This window comes from Paenibacillus sp. FSL H3-0286, assembly GCF_045040705.1.
Taxonomy (GTDB): Bacteria; Bacillota; Bacilli; order Paenibacillales; family Paenibacillaceae; genus Paenibacillus_AQ; species Paenibacillus_AQ odorifer.
Genome location: NZ_CP150285.1, coordinates 3,523,682 through 3,539,853 on the forward strand (window position 1 = coordinate 3,523,682; position 16,172 = coordinate 3,539,853).

16 protein-coding genes are annotated in these 16,172 nt (G+C 41.3%); 12 read left to right on the forward strand and 4 right to left on the reverse strand.

Translation table 11 applies throughout. From position 1 onward, the window contains the following. The first annotated feature begins 92 nt into the window (after positions 1-92). The 3 genes from MHB37_RS15940 (at position 93) to MHB37_RS15950 (ending at position 2,864) form a co-directional block, all read left to right on the forward strand. Positions 93-1,082: an ABC transporter substrate-binding protein gene (locus tag MHB37_RS15940; protein ID WP_076307804.1), complete on the forward strand. Its 990-nt coding sequence runs from the start codon at positions 93-95 to the stop codon at positions 1,080-1,082. A 68-nt stretch (positions 1,083-1,150) separates the two neighbouring features. Beyond that, positions 1,151-1,744 (forward strand): phosphotransferase-like protein, encoded by a 594-nt coding sequence (locus tag MHB37_RS15945; protein WP_339174286.1) that lies wholly within the window; start codon positions 1,151-1,153, stop codon positions 1,742-1,744. Between the two features lie 109 nt (positions 1,745-1,853). Continuing rightward, positions 1,854-2,864, forward strand: coding sequence for a helix-turn-helix transcriptional regulator (locus tag MHB37_RS15950; protein ID WP_076280633.1), 1,011 nt, complete (start codon positions 1,854-1,856; stop codon positions 2,862-2,864). Positions 2,865-2,963: 99 nt separating this feature from the next. On the opposite strand, the gene MHB37_RS15955 is transcribed toward MHB37_RS15950, so the two are convergent. Then, a complete protein-coding gene (locus tag MHB37_RS15955; RefSeq protein WP_076125610.1) occupies positions 2,964-4,046 on the reverse strand; it encodes a GntR family transcriptional regulator in 1,083 nt (360 codons plus the stop codon). A gap of 308 nt (positions 4,047-4,354) precedes the next feature. On the opposite strand from MHB37_RS15955, the gene MHB37_RS15960 reads away from it, so the two are divergent. The 3 genes from MHB37_RS15960 to araA are packed head-to-tail and all read left to right on the forward strand — an operon-like array spanning position 4,355 to position 8,131. After that, entirely contained in the window at positions 4,355-5,962 is a 1,608-nt protein-coding gene (locus MHB37_RS15960; protein WP_340394317.1) for an FGGY-family carbohydrate kinase, read from the forward strand. A gap of 16 nt (positions 5,963-5,978) precedes the next feature. After that, a complete protein-coding gene (locus MHB37_RS15965; protein ID WP_036677359.1) occupies positions 5,979-6,674 on the forward strand; it encodes an L-ribulose-5-phosphate 4-epimerase in 696 nt (231 codons plus the stop codon). Between the two features lie 32 nt (positions 6,675-6,706). Continuing rightward, positions 6,707-8,131 (forward strand): L-arabinose isomerase, encoded by a 1,425-nt coding sequence (araA, locus tag MHB37_RS15970; RefSeq protein ID WP_038571054.1) that lies wholly within the window; start codon positions 6,707-6,709, stop codon positions 8,129-8,131. An 82-nt stretch (positions 8,132-8,213) separates the two neighbouring features. Here the strand turns inward: araA and MHB37_RS15975 are convergent, their stop codons facing one another. Both MHB37_RS15975 and MHB37_RS15980 read right to left on the reverse strand, forming a co-directional pair. After that, positions 8,214-9,356, reverse strand: coding sequence for a glycosyl hydrolase family 8 (locus tag MHB37_RS15975; RefSeq protein ID WP_076190363.1), 1,143 nt, complete (start codon positions 9,354-9,356; stop codon positions 8,214-8,216). Between the two features lie 49 nt (positions 9,357-9,405). Beyond that, positions 9,406-10,380, reverse strand: coding sequence for a glycoside hydrolase family 43 protein (locus MHB37_RS15980; RefSeq protein ID WP_340034549.1), 975 nt, complete (start codon positions 10,378-10,380; stop codon positions 9,406-9,408). 327 nt (positions 10,381-10,707) lie between these two features. Here MHB37_RS15980 and MHB37_RS15985 point away from each other — a divergent pair, with 327 nt between their 5' ends. Beyond that, positions 10,708-11,607, forward strand: coding sequence for a glycerophosphodiester phosphodiesterase (locus MHB37_RS15985; protein WP_076125603.1), 900 nt, complete (start codon positions 10,708-10,710; stop codon positions 11,605-11,607). A gap of 121 nt (positions 11,608-11,728) precedes the next feature. On the opposite strand, the gene MHB37_RS15990 is transcribed toward MHB37_RS15985, so the two are convergent. Further along, a complete protein-coding gene (locus tag MHB37_RS15990; protein WP_076125601.1) occupies positions 11,729-12,214 on the reverse strand; it encodes a nucleoside deaminase in 486 nt (161 codons plus the stop codon). Between the two features lie 150 nt (positions 12,215-12,364). Between MHB37_RS15990 and MHB37_RS15995 the strand changes: the two genes are divergently transcribed. From MHB37_RS15995 to MHB37_RS16015, 5 genes are all read left to right on the forward strand, one after another. Then, complete coding sequence (locus MHB37_RS15995; RefSeq protein ID WP_405168223.1) at positions 12,365-12,814, forward strand: OsmC family protein; 450 nt, start codon at positions 12,365-12,367, stop codon at positions 12,812-12,814. 37 nt (positions 12,815-12,851) lie between these two features. After that, the gene (locus MHB37_RS16000) at positions 12,852-13,214 is read left to right on the forward strand and encodes a hypothetical protein (protein WP_076303749.1); all 363 of its coding nucleotides are present in this window, start codon (positions 12,852-12,854) and stop codon (positions 13,212-13,214) included. Further along, positions 13,195-14,142, forward strand: coding sequence for an LLM class flavin-dependent oxidoreductase (locus tag MHB37_RS16005; RefSeq protein WP_405168224.1), 948 nt, complete (start codon positions 13,195-13,197; stop codon positions 14,140-14,142). Before MHB37_RS16000 ends, MHB37_RS16005 begins: the two co-directional genes overlap by 20 nt. A gap of 18 nt (positions 14,143-14,160) precedes the next feature. Next, positions 14,161-15,186, forward strand: a complete 1,026-nt coding sequence (locus MHB37_RS16010; protein WP_405168225.1) for a helix-turn-helix domain-containing protein — start codon at positions 14,161-14,163, stop codon at positions 15,184-15,186. Positions 15,187-15,352: 166 nt separating this feature from the next. Beyond that, entirely contained in the window at positions 15,353-16,147 is a 795-nt protein-coding gene (locus tag MHB37_RS16015) for an SDR family NAD(P)-dependent oxidoreductase (RefSeq protein ID WP_076307807.1), read from the forward strand. The last annotated feature ends 25 nt before the right edge of the window (positions 16,148-16,172 follow it).

The window sequence follows — 16,172 nt, forward strand, 5'->3', positions numbered from 1 at the left end:
TCTGCCGGTAGTTCTGTCCTATCAGCAGAGTGTATGATCGGACTTGCTAGAAGTGAGAATGATTATCAATAGATTGGAGAGGGTTGGAAAAAATGTTCAGTTTAAAACGAATCTCTTTTGTCGGAATCGCCTTAATCATGATGGTGATGCTGTACGGGTGTGGGAATTCAGGTCAGGAGGCTAAGGTAGAAAATTCTCAACCTGCGGTAAATTCAGAACCCGTCGCTACTAATTCGACCGAAACACGTACCCTCAAGGATGCTAAAGGAGATGTTGTAATACCGGTGAATCCGGTTAGAATTGCCGATGTATCCGGCTCAACGGAAGAACTTCTGGTGCTTGGATATAAACCTGTTATTACTGGGAATACGGATATGGCTAATTCATTAGAAATCACTCCTATTCTCAAAAAAGAACTGCCTGATGTAACTCCCGCTGGATGGTTTCAGACGGAAGTCAACTTAGAAGCGATCATTGCAGCAAGCCCTGATTTGATACTGGCAGGACCTACCCAAGAAAAAATCTATGATCAACTAAATATGATTGCTCCAACAGTGAGGGTGCCTTATGGCTTTAACGCTTTTAGAGAGCGATTTGCATTTGTTGCGGAGGTACTTGATAAGAAAGCGGAAATGGAAACGTGGTTGAAGGTCTATGATCAACGTGCTCTACTACTACATGATCAAATCACTGAGATAACCAAGGAAGAGACGTTTGCGGTAATCGAAGCTACAGAGAAAGAAATACGCATCTATTCCCGCACAGGTATTGCGGATATGATTTTTAATGATCTAGGATTACCCCTCGCGCCAGGTACACCGGAGCCAGATCCATGGGGAGGGAAAGTGACAAGTCTAGAAGCACTGTCTACCTTTAATCCAGACCATATCATTTTATTATCCGATAATGACCAGAATGTTCTTGACCAAAGCAAGGTCTGGAGTAATCTGAAAGCTGCAAAATCGAATAATATATATCGCATGACAAGCAGACAAAATTATAATGAGGCTTTCTTTGCTTTAGGAAAAGAAGCATTGTTGGAGCAAATAGCCGAACAAATCAAGGAACATATCAAACAGTAAAGGATAATTTAATCTTTTCTCGAATATTCTCTGAGTTGCAATGATTATTATTTGAAGGGATGATTAAATTGAAGCAAGGGATATTAGTTTTTCTAAATGGAACTTCAAGTTCCGGAAAGACCTCCATATCGACTGAACTGATAAAACAGAAAGAGATTCCTTTTTATCATTTATCAATTGATGATTTTTTTAATAATTACAATGATTTTATTAATAATAAATTTCCAGATGAACCTCCAAGAGAAATAGATCATCAAGTCGTTTCCCAAATATTAGATGATTCCATATTCTCAGTGTACCGCTCGACAATTAAATTGTTAATAGAAATGGGTTTTAATGTAATAGTAGATACCGTAATCGACAATGATAAGAGGTTTAATGTGTTTCTTGATCAATTTTTCGATCAGCCTACGTTATTTATAGGTGTAATATGCTCGAAAGAAGAACTCATAAGAAGAGAGCAAACAAGAGGAGATAGAAAGATTGGACTAGCAGCTTCACAGTTTAGCAAAGTATATTGCTTTGATGAATATGACCTCGAAGTAAATACGGAAGAGATGAATTCAATAGAATGTGCCGAAAAGATATTAAGTTTTATTAAGTCCAATAAGGAATACTCGGTATTTAAGAAATTAAGTAAAAGAAATGTTAGTGTTTCCTAGATGGCGTATCCAGATAACACCATATTCAAGCGGGTCAAAAAAGAGAGGATCCTTTATAATAATGAGAATTATTCTCAATATTATAAAACTTGAACGGAGAGCGGTAGCAATGACTGGAATAGATTATCATCACAATTTCAATCTTTTTTTCGATGGGCTTGAGCTGCCGCGGCAGAATAGAGATCGTACAGAGCACATGGCACTACATTCGCAAAGGGGAGAAGGGTTCGTTCGTCGATTCGTCCCACGCTTTGATATCAATGTGGTGGTATCCGATTTTACCTTTCGCCAGGATTACAGCATGCCTTTGGTAACCAAAACAGCAATGGTTGAACTTAATTATTGTTTACAAGGGAAAAGAGAAGTCTCTGTAGATGGTGTCCAGTATGAGTTTGTTCCGGGAAGCTGTACGCTACAACTCATGAATGAAGTTGGCTCTCAATTTGAGTTTCAGGGGAATGAATCTTATCTTATGTTAGGCATAGGTATTCCTGTTTCGACTTTTCATCACTTCATGGAAGAAGGCGGGGGTGGGAGATCCGCTGATTTTGACCGCATTCTTGGCCAAGCATCTTTTCGTGTATTCCAGGAAACGATGCAGCCGTCTACTGCTATCGTGCTTGAGCGAATGCTGGCAGCTCTTCAAAACCGCAGCACCAAAAATCTGGAGATCGAATGTAGTACATTAGAGCTTTTGTCGTTGGGCTTTCAATCGATTCTAACAGAGGGTACTTCTGGGACAACAAAGCTATCGAAAAGCGACATGACAAAAATTAGTGAAGCCCGGGACATCATGTTGCAACGGATGATAGATCCGCCAAGCCTGTTGGAGCTCTCCCGATTGATTGGAATGAATGATAACAAATTAAAATCAGGCTTTAAAGAAATGTTCGGAACAACTGTATTCGGCTATTTGCGGGATATAAGGTTGGAGAAGGCTCTACACCTATTGCAGCAAGGTAATTTGAACGTTAATGAGACATCCTGTGCTGTAGGTTATTCCAACTCAAGTCACTTCTCAGAGGTGTTTCGGGAGAAATACGGGATCAATCCCGGCAAGCTTGTGAAACAGTTTGCTTCTTCTGTACTGTTGACTTCAAAACACGAATCGAACCTTTAAAGAATACGGAGATGACAGTTGCAAATAACCCACCAGTCACGACTGGTGGGTTATTACATTTACATATGAAGAGAAACGCAAAATCCCTCAGAATTTATTCTATCTCTCGACTACTGTTTCTCCTTCAATTAACACAGGTTGATAATAAGTATTGTTGGGAAGATCCTTTTTTCCTTGTAATTTTTTAATGACCCAATCCGCTGCATCACGGCCCATAGTTTCTTGGGGATGTGTTAAAGTGGTCAGTTTGATGTTTGCATTTTGGGCAATATAGGAGTTGTCCTGGCCAATAATTGATAATTCCTCTGGTATAGAAATGTCTAGCTGTCTGCAAGCATTGACCACTTCCAGACCAACCTCGTCGTTGTAGCAGACAATCGCAGAGAGGGTATCTCTATTTTTATTTAGGAAATCCTTCAAGTTCGTAGCTAAGGTTTGTTTGGTCTCGGTGTTGAACGAAAATATTTGCTCTGGATAAAACCGCAATTTAGCTTCTTCGAGGGCTTTGATATAACCCTTCATTCGATATTTGCCTTGTAAATCATCCATTTTTGCGATAAGTCCAATTTGAGAGTGGCCTTTGGAGATCAATTCTTTTGTTGCCAGATAACTGGACTGCACATCGTCAAGACAAAGGAAGGGGAGCTCTATTTCCTCATAAAAAGCATTAATCATAATGAGTGGAATATCTTGCTCCTTAAACGACAGATAATACGCAATATTGGGATTATACAGATTACTTTTCGTAGGTTCAATAATTAAACCATCTACGCCGTAGGACAACATCATTTCGAGAGCTTTTTTTTCTTGCGCAACATCGTTATTGGTACTAGCCAATAGTAGTGAATAGTTATCCTCATTCATTCGGCTTTCAATCCCCCGGATAATAGAAGGGAAGATGTAGTCAGAGATATAGGTCGTAATTACACCGATCGTCTTCTTATGGGAACTCCCGCCGGTCTTTGTGCGATATTGGTTGCTGACATACGTGCCAGAACCTTTTTCGCTGCGGAGGAATCCTTCGTTGGATAGCTCTAAAATGGCTTTTCTAACAGTCTGTCTGCTAACCTCGTACAAGGACTGCAAGGCAGACTCCGTAGGAATTTGTTCGCCTACATTGTAATCTCCTGAAAGGATCTTGCTTTTTATATCCTCTATAATCACTTGATACTTTGGTTTCATGTAATTCCTCTTTCCATACTTGTTCGCTTTATAATTCGTACATTTCGATAAGTTGTATGTACAAATTATAGCATGACTACGAATTAAATATAAAGGGGCTCTTTTTTTATGAAAAAATGTAAATATTTCGTACCTTTAGATCATCATAAACAAACTAAGTCCGGAGTTAAATTATTATCTTCTCCATATTTGTATGTATATATAACTATTTTATTGACAAATGTACGTACAAAAAATTATACTAAAGCTGTCAATTAAGAAAGCGAATTCTTTTATATTAAAAAAGCGCTGTCAGAGAGGTGACCAACGTGATATCGAATCGATTAAGCATCGAAGAAGCAATCAATAAGGGAGAAACTTCGCTAGGGATTGAATTTGGATCCACGCGTATTAAAGCAGTACTTATTGATCATAGTTTTCAAACGATCGCTTCTGGAAGTTATGAATGGGAAAATCAGTTGAAAGACGGCTTTTGGACGTACAGCCTAGAAGATATTATCAAAGGTCTACAAGATGCTTATCGTGAGATGAAGCAAGAAGTTCAACAAAATTACGGAATCACCCTCCAAACCGTTGGTTCAATCGGGTTTTCTGCAATGATGCATGGATATATGGCTTTTGACGACCAGGATCAATTGCTCGTTCCGTTCCGGACTTGGCGTAATGCAACAACGGGTAAGGCAGCCAAAGAACTGACAGATGTATTTAAATTCAATATTCCTGAACGTTGGAGTATTGCTCATCTTTATCAGGCGATCTTAAACAAAGAAGAACATGTGCCGCAGATTCGGTTTGTTACAACGTTAGCAGGATACATTCATTGGTTATTGACCGGCAACAAAGCACTTGGTGTTGGAGATGCTTCAGGTATGTTCCCGATTGATGAATCCATAGGAAATTATAATGAATCTATGATACAACAGTTTGATGAGCTTATTGCTGGCAAAGGTTATTCGCTGAAGACCAGCAACCTTCTTCCTAAGGTGTGTGTTGCCGGTGAGCAAGCGGGTCTATTAACCGAAGCAGGAGCCAAAATTCTGGATCCATCATTGCAATTACAAGCTGGGATTCCGCTTAGTCCTCCAGAAGGGGATGCGGGAACCGGTATGGTTGCTACCAATAGTGTAAGAAAACGTACCGGGAATGTCTCCGTAGGAACCTCTGTTTTTGCCATGATCGTATTGGAAAAAGAGCTTTCCAAGGTTTATCCGGAAATCGATATGGTGACTACGCCAGACGGAAGTCCAGTAGGTATGGTTCATGCTAATAACTGTTCAAGTGACCTTAACGCCTGGCTCGGATTATTCCGTGAGTTCTATGAAGCGATGGGGCAAAAAGCCGAAGCTGACAAATTGTACAGCGTACTGCTGAATAAAGCTTTGGAAGCAGACCCAGATGCCGGTGGATTGCTCAGTTACGGTTATTTCTCGGGTGAGAACATTACGGGGTTAGAAGAAGGTCGTCCGTTATTTGTACGTTCGCCTGAGAGCAAATTTAATCTGGCTAACTTTATGCGTACACATTTGTTCAGCGCCTTTGGTGCTTTGAAAATTGGAATGGACATTTTGACGAAAGAAGAGAATGTAGCTATTGATAGTATTTTAGGACACGGCGGTATATTTAAGACTCCGGTTGTTGGCCAAAGAATGATGGCAGCTTCACTGAATGTTCCTGTTTCCGTAATGTCGACAGCTGGAGAAGGCGGCGCATGGGGAATGGCTATTCTTGCCTCCTACATGATGAACAAAAATCAGGAAGAAAGCTTGGAAGACTTCCTCGATCAAAAAGTGTTCAAAGATGTAAAGGGAGAAGAAATTCATCCCGATGCAACCGACATTAAAGGTTTTGAAACCTTTATCGAACGTTATAAAAAAGGTCTGGCGATTGAGCAATCCGCTGTTGATAATTTAGTCTGAAAATGGAGGGACCAAGATGTTAGAACAACTTAAAGAAGAGGTTTTTCAAGCCAATCTGGAATTGCCGAAACATGGACTAATCAAGTATACATGGGGAAATGTGAGTGCAATTGATCGCGAAAGTGGATTATTCGTAATCAAACCTAGTGGTGTAGATTATGAAACAATGAAAGCCAGCGATATGGTAGTTGTTGATCTGGATGGCAATGTGGTTGAAGGGGAGATGAGACCTTCCTCCGATACACCTACTCACGCAGTACTTTATAAACATTACTCCGAAATTGGCGGAATCGTGCATACACATTCCACTTGGGCGACTATCTGGGCACAAGCAGGACTTGACGTTCCTGTAATGGGAACTACGCACGCTGATACATTCTATGGCTCCATTCCTTGTGCACGTTTCTTGACGCAAGAGGAAATCGATCGGGGTTACGAAGCGGAAACAGGTAATGTAATCATCGAAACCTTTGAACAACGCGGGATAGATATTATGGCGGTTCCCGGTGTTTTGCTTAAAGGCCACGGACCCTTTACTTGGGGGAAAAATGCAAAATCCGCTGTAATGAACAGCGTAGTGTTGGATGAAGTATCGAAAATGAATTTATTTGCTAGAGAGTTGAACCATTTTGCGGAAGAATTGCCACAACGTATTCTAGATAAACATTACTTGCGCAAACATGGGAAAGACGCTTATTACGGTCAAAAATAATCAAACCACAAAATGATGAAAAGAGGATGAATATGTCAACAGCAGTAGCAAAAGAATTTTGGTTTGTCGTAGGTTCGCAACATCTTTATGGGGAAGAAGCATTGGCTGAAGTTAAAGCGCACGCACAAACGATGACAGATGCTTTGAATAAAAGCGGAGTTTTGCCTTACCCACTAGTATTGCAGGATTTGGCTGTCAGCGCAGATAAAATCACCAACATTATGAAAGAAGTTAACTACCGTGACGAAGTTGCCGGTGTCATCACTTGGATGCATACTTTCTCACCTGCAAAAATGTGGATCCGCGGAACAAAAATGCTGCAAAAACCTTTGCTTCATCTAGCTACGCAATATAATGAAAGTATTCCATGGGCAACAATTGATATGGACTTCATGAACTTGAACCAAGCAGCTCATGGTGACCGTGAATATGGTTTTATTAATGCCCGTTTGAACAAACAAAACAAAGTGGTTGTAGGCTATTGGGAACGCCCTGAAGTTCAAAAGCAAATTGCAGAATGGATGGACGTAGCCGTTGCTTATAACGAAAGCTTCAATATCAAAGTTGCTCGTTTTGGTGACAACATGCGTAACGTTGGTGTAACTGAAGGAGATAAAGTTGAAGCCCAAATTCAATTTGGCTGGACGGTAGACTACTTTGGTATTGGTGACCTGGTTCAAGTCATTAATGAAGTTAAAGAAGAAGAAATCGATGGTTTGTTTGCTGAATATGCAGAGCTGTATGAATTCGACTATGGCACTAACAGCAAAGAAGCTTGGGAAGCTAGCGTAAGAGTTCAAGCAAGCTATGAAATTGCTATCAAACGTTTCCTTGATCAAGGTGGCTACAATGCCTTCACCTCAAACTTCGAAGATTTACATGGAATGAAACAACTTCCAGGACTTGCTGTTCAACGTTTGATGGCACAAGGATATGGTTTTGCTGGAGAAGGAGACTGGAAGACTGCAGCTCTCGACCGCTTGCTTAAAGTGATGAGCCATAACCAATCGACTGGCTTTATGGAAGATTACACTTATGAATTGACAGTTGGACAAGAATCTATTCTTCAATCCCATATGCTTGAAGTAGATCCAACTTTGGCAAGCAACAAACCAAAAATCATCGTGTCTCCACTAGGTATTGGTGGTAAAGACGATCCAGCCCGTTTAGTATTTGACGGCAAAGCAGGAGACGGTGTAGTGGTTTCCATGGCTGACTTCGGTACGCATTACAAACTTTTGATCAATGAAGTGACTGCTTTTGAACCAACTGTTCCAGCTCCAAACCTTCCAGTAGCTCGTGTGCTTTGGAATGTTAAACCAAACTTCCAAGACGGAGTTAAAGCTTGGATCGAAAATGGTGGCGGTCACCACACCGTTGTTTCATTAACTCTTACAACAGACCAAATTATTGCTTACGCAAAACTTGTGAACTTGGAATATGTAGTTATTAAATAATAGCAAAGCTTTATTACGATCAATAGGACTCCATTCCTCGGCTTTTTGAGGAATGGAGTCCTATTGTTTTGTTCGATATACTTCAATAAATGCGATAGTTTCCACTTAGGGCCAGTAAACTAAAGAAGTACAGACAGTTATCATAATAACGACGTTGTCCAGTTCGCAAAGGTGTATCCCAAAACAAACGGACAAAATGCTCTGCCTCCGGGCCATCCGAAGCAAGCGAAGCCATGGCATTAGTCGCCAAAAGGCCTACCGGATGCAGCGCCGGTTCGTCGAATGCCTGTCCCTCAATGGTATACCTCCGGTAATTGGAAACTTCGATATTCCTAAAAAAAGCTTGAATCCGGTTACATTGATCGACCTGCCAGCTGTCCTTTTGGAACCATGCCCAGTCCAAACCGATATTAGCCGCAACCCGGTAAGCATCACTGAAAAAATGACTGAAATCACCATGAGGCTGGGGTTCTGCCGGGGTGCCGTTAAAATTAGCATATTCGGGAGCGAGGCCAGTTATAGGATTACATGTAGTGTGTAGATATGAGCGGCTGGCTTCCGCCGCTTCTCTCCAAAACATGTGGTCACCTGCATCAGCCCACAAAGCGAACAAATCATAGAAATGGGGGAGATGGTAAGATGGATCACTGAAGGTGGATTCCGGTACGAATTTAATCAGTTTCGTTTCCGCGTCCCACATTGAGTCACCAGCGCCTGTTTCAGTTTTATGTACACAAGCACGCAATATTATTCGAGCCTGCTCGGAATAATTATAAGGTGCCGGACCGTTCCCCCAACGTTTTGAGGCAAAAAACAAAGCCATGGCGAAAAACTCTTCCCCGTCCGGTGCGGGTCCTTGAGAAATTCTTGTACCGTCAGGCTTGCAGTGCCAAGCAAAGTAATCGGCATAACGGCCTTCTTTGTGCTGCATAAACGTCTTAGAGAAGTTCCATAAACGATCAAACTCATCTTTTTTATTCATTTGAACAGCCATCATCATCCCGTAGGACATTCCTTCTGACCTAACATCCAGATTACCTGTATCCAGAATATAGCTTTTATCCTCGTCCAGCGGATAGTAGATTCGTACGTTCGGATCTCCGTAAAACAAATCACTCCAAGTTTCTTCGAGTTTAGCGTTGATTTCATCTTCAGAAAAGCCGAGCTCCTTAAATAAATTGCGATATTTCCCCGTATAAAAAGCACCTTGTTGTGTTATTGGCATGATATTTCCCCTCCTATGCACTACAGCATGCACTCCATTTCAATAAAAACTAAGGATGGATGGTTTGAATGGTGCCATCATCGTTGTATTTCAGCTCCGTATATTTTACAGAACGCTTGTTGTCAGCACCACCAGATAAAGAACTATCATGATAAAATAAATACCATTTCTCTTTAAACTGAACAATAGAATGGTGTGTTGTCCAGCCCAGGACGGGTGTAAGTATTTTTCCTTGATATACAAAAGGCCCAAGCGGATCTTTACTGATAGCGTATACAATATTATGGGTAGTACCCGTGGAATAAGAAAGATAATAATAACCGTTATATTTATGAACCCATGGACCTTCAAAATATCTTCTCTCTTCATCTCCAGCAAGAATCGGATTTCCGTTCGTATCGACGATGGATATTTCCCTAGGCGCACCTTCAAAGCTCAGCATGTCCTCGCTCAGCTCCGCTACGATAGGTCCTAGAGCAGGTGCCGTTTCAGCCGGTCCCTCTGCATCCGTAACAAATGAGCCGGTTTGCCATTTTTCAAGTTGACCGCCCCAAAGACCCCCAAAGTATATATATGATTTGCCACTATCATCAACGAAAACAGCGGGATCAATGCTATAACTGCCACGAATGTAGTTCGGTTCAGGTGTAAAGGGTCCGGAAGGTGACGCTGAGGTTGCAACCCCAATTCGGAAAATATCGTCATGGTCTCGGGCTGGGAAAAACAAATAGTAGGTATTGTTTTTGTATGCTGCATCCGGAGCCCACATTTGCTGTTTAGCCCATGGGACATCCTTCACATGAAGCACTTCACCGTGGTCGATACAAGGGGAGCCATCTCCATCAATAGACAGAACATGGTAATCCTCCATATTATATTGGTCACCGTTGTCATTAGAGATCATATCGTGATCCAGGTCATGAGAGGGATAAATATAAATCTTGCCTTCAAATACATGAGCAGAAGGGTCCGCAGTATAAATATGAGTTACGAGAGGTTCATTGGGTTGCACTGGCTTTGTCAAGTCATTTCCTCCTATAAAGTTAATCGCTTACAAAGTTAATGGTATAAGAACTTTAGGACTCTGTATATATAGCAACTATAGTTTATACCCCACAAAGTTTAGATGTTGCTTTCTTGACCTTGCAGATCCTTTTCCATTTATGCTGCCTCACAATATTTTCTCTAGATAATCTGGTACAATAGAAATCTCCAAACTTTGACCTTACAAATACGATGAGGTGAGATTAACATAAGGGAATATAAATCATAATTTTACACAAGAATGAATGTTAGAGCGAAAGACACCAAGTATTCTACATTATATTTTTAAAAAGATGAGGTCAGCTTAATGCAAAAAATTCAAAATTCCAGAATCTACTTTATAGGTATACATGTGCTTTTATTAATCTTATTGTTCACCTCTTTGTATGCTTATTCCCCCTGGATTCGCATTAAAGTAAAGGAAATTATCATGCCTGCGGATAAAGTATATACCATCGCTCACCGTGGTGCTTCAGGATATGCTCCTGAGAATACAATACCTGCATTCGAGCTAGCCATTGATATGAAGACCGATTATATCGAGTTAGACATTCAGTTAACAAAAGATCATGTTCCTGTTGTTATTCACGATGGGACCGTAAATCGTACCACGAATGCTAAAGGGTATGTAAAGGATTTTACTTTAGAGCAGATCTCAAAATTAGACGCGGGTTCATGGTTTAATGAACAATATCCCATGTTCGCTAGAGATAAATATGTAGATTTACGTATTCCGACACTAAAAGAGGTATTTGAAAGGTTCGGAAAAGAAGTGGACTATATGATTGAGATTAAAGATCCCACGTCGAATTCGAACATCGAGGCATTGTTAAACGAAGAAATCTTAAATTATGATCTGTCGGCTCATGTTGCTATTCATTCATTTAGTGAAGCGAGTTTGCGTAGATTCCATTCCATAAATCCAGCAGTCCCTCTTTATCAAATTGTATGGTATGATTTCCCTGTTTATAAAATATCAGAATCCTATGTGAATAGATTAAAAACTTATGCGGTAGGCATAAGTCCTAACTTTCAAAAAATAAATGCGGCATATGTCGCGCAGGCAAAAAATTCAGGGCTAAAGGTGTTTCCATATACTGTGAATTATCAAGTGAATATGGATAAAGCCGTAATTTGGGGTGTAGATGGTGTACATACAAATTTCCCTGACCGCTTTAGCGAAGTAATTAAGAATAATAAAAAGTAAGGGATGTGAAATCACCCTTTTCTGGACATAAATAAAGCTGTCGAGACTTTCTCGACAGCCTAAGAACCTTTATCCAAAGGTTCTTTTTTTACGGAAAATCAATTATTTTTGTTTCTTCTTTCTAATGAAGTCTTTTCTCGTGAAATTGTAGATGAAGCTCCCGTACTTGTTCTGCAAGATCGGGTACAGGGCCATCTACGAACGTTTCGTAAATAACCTCCTGAATACTTAAATTACGGACGGGTGATGCTGCAATTCCCATATCATTTAACCACGCCGATAATTGCTTCGAGGAACTGGCATATACAATTCGTCCTAAATGAACCCACCCGTGTGCCGCTGCACACATAGGGCAATGTTCTCCGGAGGTATACACTGTTGCCTGCTTACGTTCTTCCAGTGTCATATTCTGAGCTGCCCAGCGGGCTAAAGCGAATTCGGGATGCTGAGTATGGTCACCGCTACCTACATGGTTGCGGTCTTCCGCCAGCACTTCGCCACTTGCTGATACAAGGACGGAACCAAAGGGTTCGTCCCCAGCTTCGAGTGCAATTTGGGCAAGTTCAATACAACGCTTAAGATGTTTGATATCCGTGTCGTTTATCATGATGGTAGAACCTCCTGAATTTTAATTTATAGATAAGTTTCATGAATAGTAGGCCTGAGCCTGTTTGTTCACCACATTCTTCTATGTTAGCATGTAAAGTATTCGATGAAAAATATAGCATGCATATCAAGCTAGGGAGGATATATAAAAATGAAGCACCCATTTATATTGAACGCCGTATGGAACGGTGGCCGTAACAGTGACGGAACTATTGAAGCTGGACAGCTTAAGACTCAAATTTCCATTCCGAAGGAAATGGGAGGACCCGGAGTAGGAACGAATCCGGATGAGATGCTTTTGGGAGCAGCAGCAACCTGTTATCTCATTACACTTGCAGCATTGCTGGAGCGGGCAGGGCTTACGACTTCAGAGCTGACGTTAACCTCAGAGGCGACGGTCGATGTAACGAATAACATTTTTACATATGAAGCCATCAAACATTCACCCCTAATCACCCTTACCAAAGTTGCGTCACAGGACGATATCGATAAAACCATCCGAATTGCCCATAAAGCAGAAGGCTCCTGCATGATCTCCAGAGCCGTTGCAGGAAATGTAGAAATCACGACAGAGCCAACGGTGCTGACTGCAAGCCTATAAAATTGAGTCCTAGGTAATCAGAGAGGAGATGTTAACTTTGAACGTTGAGTTATATAAGGATTTGATCAAGGATGAGCGCGGAAATTATTACGTGGCTGTACAAAAAGAGGGCAACGAGCTGACTTTGGTAAACGCAATGCTAGAGCGGTCTTACCAAGAGGTGTGGGAATTTAATGAAGCTTTCAAAAAGAAGTACGCGGAATACGAGCATCAGTTCATCGGCAAAATGATTATGGACAAGCTGCGGCACGATGTTGTTTTTGCCTCCAAAGAAGACGGCCATGGCCGAATGTATGATCTGGCTGCGGTGACAGTTGATTACAAGCTTATTTTTATCGATATGATCGAATTTTACCGAAACCCTCGAGTAGGACTTAATCATGACAAGAACATCCATTAAGCTTAGTGTATTAGATCTTGTACCTGTTTTTAATACGGTGGATGCTAGTATCGCATTGGGACAAGCAGTGAAGCTGGCTCAGACAGCAGAAAGACTGGGATATACTCGTTATTGGGTTGCTGAACATCATGATATGCCAGGATTAGCATGTACCTCTACGGAGGTGCTTTTATCGCATATTGGAGCGAAAACAGCACACATTCGCCTTGGCTCAGGCGCTTTATTGCTGCCACATTATAAGCCGCTAAAGGTGGTGGAAGCATTTCATTTGTTGGCCAGTTTGTACCCGGGACGCATCGACCTTGGATTAGGCAGAGCTCCCGGCGGTAATGCTGAAGTAAGTTTAGCACTAAGTGGCAATTTTCTCGAAAATGTTTGGAAAATGCCAGAACTCCTTAAAGGCGTCACTGAATTATTGCAGGGTAACTATTCCTATGAAGGACGTTCAATAACCGCCCGTCCGGTCCCTCCCGTATCTCCAGAGCTATGGCTGCTGGGTACAAACAAGAAAAGCGCGGCATATGCTGCCGAGTTTGGAGCAGGTTATGTGTTTGGCCAGTTCATGAGCGATGTAGCAGGGGAGGAGGTTTTGCAGGCTTACCGTGAAACCTTTACTCCTTCTTCACTTTCTCCTGAACCGCAGGCCATGGTTGCTGTTGGCGTCATTTGCGCCGAGACTGAGGAAGAGGCAGAGCGATTGGCCTCATCTGGTACGACATTATTCCAACAAGAAGGTTCTGCCGAAGCGAAGTCTGAGCCCTTGGAACGTAAGCTGCTGGTAGGTACTCCGGAAAGTGTTAAAGGTAAGTTGGAACGGTTATCTCTTTTGTATGGAGTTAATGAATTCATTATCGTTACCATGATTCCAGATTATGAGAAACGATTGCATTCGTTCGAACTGCTTGCCCAAGTGTGCTGGAGTTCTTAATAAAGGAGGTCCATATGTATGAAGTTTCATACCTCTGATCAAATTAAAATCCCACCAGGATTTTGGGCTGGATTAAGTCAATTAGGAATAACTGCACAAGATGTAGCCAGCAAAGCAAATCTTCCACTTAGCCAGATCACAGAGTCAGAAGTCACCACCGCCCAATATTTCGCAGTCTGGCAGGCATATTCCGATCTCATTGGGGATACAGCCGAAGGAATCATTAAGCTTGCAACCGTCTTTGAAACTACACAATATCCGCCTACGGTCTTAGCAACATACCATGCTAAGGACTATCGCGATGCTCTTAACCGAATGGTACGATACAAACAAATGTGCCCTCCTGAAAGCTTGCGTTTTACCGAAGAAGGCGAGCTATGTACAATCGAATTGGAATGGCAGCATCCCGGGCATTTTGGTCCACCGCTGCTACTAGGCCTCACTTTGGCATTTCTTCTAGAGCTTGGGCGGCGAGGCACAGGTCTACCTTTGACAGCACAGCTTGTCGAGTTTTCACAGCCTATAGGAAATGTAAAGATTCTTGAAGCTTATTTCGGCTGCCGAATTCAGATAGGTGCTCAATATAATCGTTTGACGTTGCGTCGAAATGATTTGGATCGGCCTTTTATCTCGTACAACGAAGAGCTGCTGGAGATTCTGACTCCCGTTTTGGACCGGACGCTTGCTGAACAGAAGGGCACTCGCTCTATAACCGAGAGGGTCAAATGGATCATGAAACGCAGCTTCAACGGAGGACGCCCTGACATTCATGCTGTTGCGAAGGCATTAAGTATGAGTGACCGTACGTTGCAACGCAGGCTTACTGAAGAAAACACAAGCTTCAAGCAATTGCTGACACAAGCTAGACGTGAGCAAGCACGAGAGTATCTGGCAGATCCATCGCTTGATATTAAAGAAGTGGCTTTCTTGATTGGATATGAAGACCAGAACTCGTTCTACCGTGCCTTCCGTCTTTGGGAAGGTGATACTCCTTCAAATTGGCGTACTGAACATTTAGGTTTAAACTCGATACCCTCTTCATAAAGACAGTATTTTCAGAGATTTATCATTGGCGTGTTAAACAAGAACTTTGGCGCAATCCGCTAGTTACTGAACAACCCCGGTACGATAATATAATCCTAGCCGGCTCACAGGACTGTTCTTGAAATGACAACTACTCAGCACGCCGTGATAAAAGGAGAAATGTAATATGGATATGGGATTAAATAATAAAACAGCTTTAATTACAGGATCAACAAAAGGTATTGGCAAAGCAATCGCCTTTGAACTTGCTAAAGAAGGAGTTAATGTACTAATTAATGGACGGAATTATGATCAGGTAGAACAAACTGTAAATGAAATAAAGTCAAATTTCTCGGCTACCTCTCCACAAAATGCTACAGCGGATATTGTGAATATTGAACAAAGAGAAGCCTTATTCGAAAAATACCCTAATATAGATATTTTAGTTAATAATATGGGTATCTATGAAATTATGAAATATGAGGACGTTGACGACGAAATATTCGAAAAATACTTCCGTACTAATGTCCTTGCTGCGAATGGATTAACAAAATTCTATTTACCTAAAATGTTACAAAAAGATTATGGCCGCATTCTCTTTATTGCTAGTGAAGAAGCCATTATGCCTTCAGGCCAAATGCCTCAATATGCAATGACCAAATCAATGTTATTATCATTGTCAAAAAGCTTATCTAAGTTAACGATAGGAACTGAAGTTACAGTCAATACAATCATGCCAGGACCAACACTTTCTGAAAATGTGCATCAAATTATCGATGGGATATACTCCAATGAAGATATGACTTTTTCAGAAAAAGAAAGAAAATTCATGACTACAAATCTTCCTCAATCTGAAATACAACGATTTATTAAACCTTTTGAAATAGGCAGACTAGCAGCATTTGTATGCAGTCCTTATGCCTCTGCATTTAAAGGTTCTCCAATTCGCATGGATGGGGGAATGGTGCCGACTATTTTTTAAGCTTACTCTAAAAGGATATAGATAA